This window comes from Halorientalis sp., assembly GCF_028275115.1.
Taxonomy (GTDB): Archaea; Halobacteriota; Halobacteria; order Halobacteriales; family Haloarculaceae; genus Halorientalis.
The window spans coordinates 1-6975 of record NZ_JAQCNH010000098.1; the positions used below are offsets into that span (position 1 = coordinate 1).

Below are 6975 nucleotides of genomic sequence, written 5' to 3' on the forward strand. Positions count from 1 at the left end.
CTCGACACCCGGGCGATGTGGCTGGAGAACGTCGTGGCGACGATGCCGCCGTCGTAGTCCTCGATGCTGGTCATCACGTCGTGAAGCTCCTCCCGTGCGACCGACTCGGAGGGCGTACGACCCTTCCGCCCCGCGTTCGTACAGTCCTCGATGTAACAGAGGACACCCTCTCCCTCGCGGCCGATCTCGCGGAACCGCTCCATGTCGATCGGGTCGCCCAGCACCGGAGTGTGGTCGACGCGCTTGTCCAGCCCGTAGACCACCGCGCCCTCCGGCGTGTGGAGAACCGGGTTGATCGCGTCGATGACCGAGTGGGTGACGTTGACGAACTCCAGCGAGCAGCGCTCGCCGATATCCATCCGCTCGCCGGCCTCCATCACCTCCAGGTCGTTCCCGACCTGGAACTTGTTCTCGGACTCGATCTCCTGTTTCACCAGCTCGATCGTAAACGGCGTCGCCACGACGGGCGCGTCGTAGCGGTGGGCCAGCTTCGAGATGGCGCCGATGTGGTCGAGGTGGCCGTGGGTGGGTACGATGGCCTTCACGTCGCCCTCGAGGTCGCTCATCACCCGGTCGTCGGGGATAGCGCCCATGTCGATCAGGTCGAGGCTGTGCATCCGTTCGGTCTCGACGTTGTCGTGGATCAGCACCTGCGAGAGGTTCAGACCCATGTCGAAGATGACGATGTCGTCGCCCGCCCGCACTGCCGTCATCTGTCGTCCAACCTCTTCGTAGCCGCCGATCGTCGCGATTTCGATTTCCATAGTTGCGTGAAACGCCACGTTGGTAACGTGGGGGGCGAGTGCCGCGTGCCGGTCTCCCGGCGGTTCCTCTGCGTGCGTGTCCCCGCTGCGTGCTGTCGGCACGTGTCCCGCGGGCGTCTCGGTAGTTCGACGGTCGGCCGCCCACTATTAATAAACCCTGGGTCGGTTCGTCGGGTAGTGTTCAGATTAGCTGATTCCATGCGAAGGCGAACGATTGGAGCCAGTCGTCGGCTGTTTCTCGCTCGGCGTTGCTGAAACAATTTGAGAACGAAGAGGTACGGCGTTTTACCTCACGAAAGACACGTTCGACACTGTTCCGATTTCCGTGGCGTTCGTATCTGAAATCGAGGCCGTGTCGCTGGCAGGCGTCTTTCAGCGGTGCTGCACCATCGACGAGAAACACCGCATCATCAACGTCGTGTTTCTCGCGGAGTTCGGCAAAGAATGTGCGAGCAATAACGTTCGTTCTCGTCGGTTCAAGCTTTGTATGAAGTAATTCGTTCGTGTCGGGATCGACCGCAGCGTACAGCCAGTATTGCTCGTCGTTGAGTCGGATCACGGTCTCGTCAACCGCAACGTGATCCGGACTGCATCCAGTTTCGGGCTGTAGATCTGCCTTGTGAACCCAATTATGCACGGTGGATCGCGCTCGCTCGACACCGAATATATCAAGAACCGAAACGGTATTCGAAAGAGAGAGTCCGGCGAGATGCAACTGAATACCGAGCTTCATCAGCAGTCGCGGTGTCGCCTCGCGTTCAACAAACTCTAAGTTGATCTGGTCGATACTCCCGCCGAGGCGTGTGTTTTCGGGCATAGGCACTCAGAAAACACATCGCCTCACTCTTCATCCTTATCTGAACACCGCCGCTGTCGGTGCGGGCGCAGTCGCCCGTCACTCCGCCACAGTGCCGTGCCAGGACGGCACCCGGACACTTATAACCGTTGGTCACGTATTATGAGTGATGTCCGACCGGGACGCTGTGCGTGACGCGTTGTTTCAGTACACCGATAGCCGCCCCTGCCGACTGCTCTGGGGAGCGCTCGGCGACGGCGGTGACCTGGCCGACCTCGACCTGGCCGACTACGTCGAGGTAATGCGGGTAACCGACGGCGACGTGTGTCTCGTGACCAGAGCCGACGAGGCAGATATGTATCTGCGGTGGGACCGTTCGCACGGGAGTTTCGTTTACGCCGCGTTCTGGCCACCCTGGGGCGTCGTCGACGCCGGCGCGGGCGACAGGGCGCACGCGGAGTCGCTGCTGGCCGAGCAGGACCGTCCTCGGCCCGTCCCGTTCGCCGAGACGCCGTTCGCAAACGACGGGCCTGCGGCCGACCTGTCCGGCTGGTTATAAAAACGAACAGACGGTCTGCGGTTAGTTTCCGACGTCCATCGCGCGGGTGACGACGTCCTCGCTGTACAGTTCCGCGAGGTCGTCGTGCTGGTCCGGTCGGTTCTCGTAGACGTCTTGGAACAGCTTGACCGGCGTCATCAGGGCCTGGTAGGTGGCCTCGTCCCACATACGGTCGCTGCTGACGTCGACCTGCACGCCGTCGATTTCGACGGTCGCCGCACGAGTCATCGCGATGGCGCCTTTGCCGGCCTCCTTTGCCGTCTCGAACTCCTCCATGGAGTCGACGATGTCGTCCATGCTCGGGACGTATGAGACGAGGTCGAGCAGTTCGTCGGCCAGGTCTCCTTCGGACTCGACGAAGATCTCGTCGCTGCCGACTTCGAGTTCGTAGCCGCCGTCTTCCGCTTCGAGTTCGATTCGGTCGCCAGTGTACACTTCGACGCCGTCCCGGCTTTCCAGTTCGACCTCGCGACCGTCGGCGTCGATGAGCCAGTACCCCGATTCCGGCGGGAGCGGGCTCTTGTTGGCCTCGACGACCTGTCCGGGCGTCAGCGACCAGATACCGAGCATCCCCATCGCGTTGTTGGCGGTGATACGGTCGTGGTAGCCGTCCACGTCGCGGATGTCGTCGTAGGGGCCGTCGACGGAGATGCACCCCGCGGCACTCGCGGCACGAGAGGTGTTGTGACGGAGCTCCTTCCACTCTGGGAGGCCGCCGGTCGGCGTGATGGCGCGCTGGTCCTTGGTGTAGTCGACCTCGCCGTCGACCAGCAGGAACAGGCGTTCGAGATTGTTGTCGGCTTTGCCCATCTCCTCACGGAGTTTGCCCATGGCGAGTTCGGCGGAGCCGGATTCGATGATGACGCTCATCGCGAGCGACCCCTCCTCGAGTCCGTTCTCGTGTTCGACGATGGTCATGAGCTCGTCGGCTTTTTTCCAGTCGTCGATGTCGCCGACCTCGGGGATAACGAAGCCGTCGATGTCCTCGACGGCACCGTTCTCGGGGTCGGTGATCTCGAGCATGTGCTGGAAGCCCTTGTAGCGCGTCCCGGGGCTGTCACGGTGCCAGACGACGCGGGGGTGAATCTCACCGGGGAACTCCGCGCCGTCTTCGGCGACGACCTCGGCGATGTTTTCGGCACCCTCGTCGCGCATGTTGGGCGCGGTTGCGTCCTCGTTGTCCGGGACCCACACGTCGGGCGCCTGCATGCCACGCAGGCCGATGGCGCTCCGGAGCTTCTCGGCGGAGTCGTCGACACCGCTCTCGGCTGTCGGGGTGGTAAAGAACGTCCGCACGAACTTTCGCTCGTGGAGACGCGTGTCGATTGCAGTCATTGTAGTCACTCCCAGAAAAAGCTCGGCGGTTCTTAAAGCTGCCCGAATCGAGTCGAGAGCCAACTGTGCGGGTGGCTGCCGTCAAAACGGCGGGTCAGTCGCTCTCGTCGGTGTTCACCAGAAGCGAGTGGTTGACGAGGTTGACGATAGCCCGGCGGAGCCGTTCGGTGACCGCCTGGTCGGAGATTCCGAGTTGGTCGGCCAGTTCGACCGTCGTGCAGGCCCGGGGGATATCGTAGTAGCCGGACTCGACGGCGAGCACCAGCGCCTCCCGCTGGGTCGGTGTCAGCCCGAACCACGGGCCGGCGTCAGGTTTGGTGGGGTTGTACACCCGGATCACCTCGAATGAGATTCGGGCGTCTTCCAGCGACTCCTGGAACGACGACAGGCTGTCGTGATCGGGAAAACGGACCTCGAACTGCCAGGCGTCGCTGTGGCCCGTCGCGGCCAGCACATGGCCGCCGTTCTCGACGATGGCGCCGAAAAAGTGGTCGAATTCGACGTTCCAGTCGATGGCGTACAGCGTTCGGTCCTCGAACTCGTCAATCTCGGTGACCACGTCGACGGCCGGGTGGTCCCTGACGCGGGACTCGAAGGAGGCCCTGTCGCCGTCGTAGACCCAGAACAGCGGCACCGCTCGCTCGCCGGCGGGGACCATCGTTTCCACCTCGATCCGCACGCCAGGAACGATATCGAGGATGCGGCCCAGCTCGAAGTCACTCGCAGCAACCTCCATCTCCACGATGACACTCATGAACCGTTCAGTGTCTATTGATTCCGGTTCCGGGTTCAAATGTGGCTGCCTTGGTGTACGAGGCTTCAGTGCGCAGGTATAAACGCCCTGTGGGTCGTCTAGGTATCCCGATGTGAACCCGACGACGGTAGCATGGTATACCAAGCTAATCCCGGGGTTATTAAGCCGGAATACCGTATAATTGTATACGATAGGCGTGCACTGCCACGGACCTCACACGGTGCGACGCGGGGCACCAGTTCTGTCAAAGTCATTGCATGCCCCGTGAGGACACCATGGAAGACCCACACCTGAACGTCACCGACGAACCGACGTTCGAGACGATACTCTCCGAGTTGATACACACGGCACACCAGAACGGCATCGACGTCGAGGGCGGTTGGGGCGTCGACGGCGAGGACGGCCATCCCGACTGGGACGTGGTCGTGACCGTCGTCGACCGGGCCGCCGACGACTGACGGAACCGGTACAGGCCCGGACCGGCGACGACCGGGCGCCCCGACTCGCGACGGCGGGTTCGCAGACTCTCCCGTGAGATACGACCGGCGAGCCACAGCTATGGCGTCGTCGGCCCCGGCACGCGGCGCTGTCGCTGTGTGGCGGGCGTCGAAAGAAAAGCGGCGATTAGAGACCGCTGTGCTCGCGGGCCAGTGGCCCGGTCGCACGTCCGGAGCGTCTCGCTACGCTCGAAGCTCCCGTCAGTCGTCCTGGTCGGAGCTGATGACCGCGTCTTCCTCGTCGTCGCTGAAGCCAGCGGACTCTTCCTGGCGCTTGGCGGCTTCGGGGTCGAACTTGGCTTCGACGTTCTGGAAGCGCGGGACAAAGGAGAGCTCGTGGTGGCTCTCGGTTTCGTGACCCAGGTAGCGGTCTTCGAGGTCCCACTGTGCCTGCTCGGCGTTCTCGGCGATGTTCTTCATATCCTCGTAGACGGCGTGTGCGCCCGAGTGCAGGGCGTACAGCGTGATGAACTGGTAGTTGTAGCCGAGGTCGCCCAGTTCCTGGAACGTGAGCGGGTCTTCCTCCTCGGACCAGGCGAAGGAGCTGGAGTAGTTGAACGCCAGCATCTGGTCAGGGTGGGTCTCGTGAATCGTCTCGGCGTAGCTGACCGCGTCCTCGCGGGACGGGTCGGGCATCTCTGGCCAAACGATGTCGACGCCGGCGTCGGCGTACATCCGACCACGCTCGAGGTGTTCGTCCCAGTCGCCGTTGGCCGAGCCGTAGGCGTCGGTCCGGGCGATGACGATGGTGTCCTCGTCCTGCTTGGCGTCGACGGCGGCCTCGAAGCGGGCCTTGGCGTCTTCGCGGGAGACGATCTTTTTTCCGGCGATGTGCCCACAGCGCTTGGGCGTCGTCTGGTCCTCGATGTGGACCGCAGCGACGCCGACCTTCTCGTACTCGCGGACGGCCCGTCGGACGTTGTGGATGCCACCGTAACCGGTGTCACAGTCCGCGATGACGGGCAGCTCCGTGGCCTCGACCATGCGCTTTGCGTTCTCGACCATCTCGCGCATGTCGACCATCTCGAGGTCCGGGAAGCCGAACTGACCGAGGACCGTCGAGTAACCCGACATGTACGCGGCGTCCAGACCGGCCATCTCGGCCAGTCGGGCGTCGAGCGCGTGGTAGAGACCGGGCGCGAAGACGTAGTCTTGATTGTTCAACTGGTCGCGGAGTTCGCGTGCCTTTTTATTGTCGACGTCACGAAGGAACGGTTCTGTCGTCTCGACACTGCTCGCAACGGGGTCTTCCCCTTCTGAGTCGTGTGCCATGGTTATTGCGTCTAGGTCCTTCAGTAGAATCGGCTTATCTCTGTCGAAACGGTTCGCGGACGGCGGGACCTACAGACCGCCCGGGGACCGCGCGGGAGAACCACAACACCGGTTACGGTTCGTCGGTGCCTCGATGAGTCCGCAACTGCGCGAACCGCCCACTGAACCCACGTGCCGACAACGGCTGACGACTGATATCGACGACGGGTCGTGACCGGTAGCATGGAAACTCCACCTGCGTTTCGCGGTGTCTGTTCGTACGCATCCGTCTCGAATATACATCATCGGAAAAATGTTATGCTCTATAATGTTAAAGCTCTTTAATAGCCCTCGGGGACCTAGAGCGAGCTTACGAATATAAGGGATTGTGGTTCTCTAGCACGCAAAATCGGCGGAATGACCAGTAGAGGTGACCCGCCACACACAGGTCTCGCTCGGGGTATCGTGTCGAAGTGAACTGCCTCGGGGTCAAGTGGTTCGAGAGAGTTCGTCTCTCGTCATCACGAGAATCTCCGATTCTCGAACGGTCCCGAGGCACTCGGCCTGCTTCGCCTATAAAAAGGGGTGGGGGGATCGGTGGGGTGGGGGTGGGGGTGGCACCATGACGGTGCCTATTACAACGTACTTCACTGATGTGTAAAAAGACTTGTGTCTAATTATCAGATATAGATATTGGGTACGGCCGAGCCGGCTGACGGTGCGGAAGGCACGGCGTAGATGGCCTGAACGTTAATTTTCGGGTCCAGTATGCCGGACTGGTGGCTGTGGTCTGGTCGTTTGTGGGACGCGGCAGGAAGCGTGCAATCGTCACAGGTCCGACGTTTCCGTCCCGTAATTGACGGCCAAAGAAAGCCTAGGCCGGAATTTGAATCCGGGGTCTCGTCCTTACCAAGGACGCGCTTTACCGCTAAGCTACCCAGGCACGTGTTGCACTCCTGGGTAGCGGGAGATTGTCTTTATACGTTTCGATTTAATGGTCGGCAGACGTTCGTGCACCG

Annotated in this window: 7 protein-coding genes and 1 tRNA gene; 2 read left to right on the plus strand and 6 right to left on the minus strand. The window is 61.8% G+C overall.

The features are described from left to right. On the minus strand, positions 1-764 hold a 764-nt coding region (locus Q0964_RS13805; protein WP_299268674.1), incomplete at its 3' end, for an MBL fold metallo-hydrolase. A 181-nt stretch (positions 765-945) separates the two neighbouring features. Continuing rightward, the gene (locus Q0964_RS13810) at positions 946-1581 is read right to left on the minus strand and encodes an IS6 family transposase (protein ID WP_299268677.1); all 636 of its coding nucleotides are present in this window, start codon (positions 1579-1581) and stop codon (positions 946-948) included. A 148-nt stretch (positions 1582-1729) separates the two neighbouring features. Between Q0964_RS13810 and Q0964_RS13815 the strand changes: the two genes are divergently transcribed. Further along, a complete protein-coding gene (locus tag Q0964_RS13815; protein WP_299268679.1) occupies positions 1730-2119 on the plus strand; it encodes a hypothetical protein in 390 nt (129 codons plus the stop codon). Between the two features lie 21 nt (positions 2120-2140). Here the strand turns inward: Q0964_RS13815 and aceB are convergent, their stop codons facing one another. Together aceB and Q0964_RS13825 are read right to left on the minus strand one after the other, a co-directional pair. Further along, entirely contained in the window at positions 2141-3454 is a 1314-nt protein-coding gene (aceB, locus tag Q0964_RS13820) for a malate synthase AceB (RefSeq protein WP_299268681.1), read from the minus strand. A 94-nt stretch (positions 3455-3548) separates the two neighbouring features. Next, on the minus strand, positions 3549-4208 hold the full coding sequence (locus Q0964_RS13825; RefSeq protein ID WP_299268684.1) for a helix-turn-helix domain-containing protein: 660 nt from the start codon (positions 4206-4208) through the stop codon (positions 3549-3551). A gap of 257 nt (positions 4209-4465) precedes the next feature. Here Q0964_RS13825 and Q0964_RS13830 point away from each other — a divergent pair, with 257 nt between their 5' ends. Further along, the gene (locus Q0964_RS13830; protein WP_299268686.1) at positions 4466-4666 is read left to right on the plus strand and encodes a hypothetical protein; all 201 of its coding nucleotides are present in this window, start codon (positions 4466-4468) and stop codon (positions 4664-4666) included. Between the two features lie 240 nt (positions 4667-4906). Here the strand turns inward: Q0964_RS13830 and aceA are convergent, their stop codons facing one another. Both aceA and Q0964_RS13840 read right to left on the minus strand, forming a co-directional pair. Next, positions 4907-5977 (minus strand): isocitrate lyase, encoded by a 1071-nt coding sequence (aceA, locus tag Q0964_RS13835; RefSeq protein WP_299268688.1) that lies wholly within the window; start codon positions 5975-5977, stop codon positions 4907-4909. 850 nt (positions 5978-6827) lie between these two features. After that, a tRNA-Thr gene (locus tag Q0964_RS13840) sits at positions 6828-6899 on the minus strand. Between the last annotated feature and the right edge of the window lie 76 nt (positions 6900-6975).

What these genes read in the sequence shown, in the direction of transcription:
- Q0964_RS13810 (WP_299268677.1), bottom strand. Translation starts at nt 1,581, where the DNA reads ATGCCCGAAAACACACGCCTCGGCGGGAGTATCGACCAGATCAACTTA.
- Q0964_RS13815 (WP_299268679.1), top strand. Translation starts at nt 1,730, where the DNA reads ATGTCCGACCGGGACGCTGTGCGTGACGCGTTGTTTCAGTACACCGAT.
- aceB (WP_299268681.1), bottom strand. Translation starts at nt 3,454, where the DNA reads ATGACTGCAATCGACACGCGTCTCCACGAGCGAAAGTTCGTGCGGACG.
- Q0964_RS13825 (WP_299268684.1), bottom strand. Translation starts at nt 4,208, where the DNA reads ATGAGTGTCATCGTGGAGATGGAGGTTGCTGCGAGTGACTTCGAGCTG.
- Q0964_RS13830 (WP_299268686.1), top strand. Translation starts at nt 4,466, where the DNA reads ATGCCCCGTGAGGACACCATGGAAGACCCACACCTGAACGTCACCGAC.
- aceA (WP_299268688.1), bottom strand. Translation starts at nt 5,977, where the DNA reads ATGGCACACGACTCAGAAGGGGAAGACCCCGTTGCGAGCAGTGTCGAG.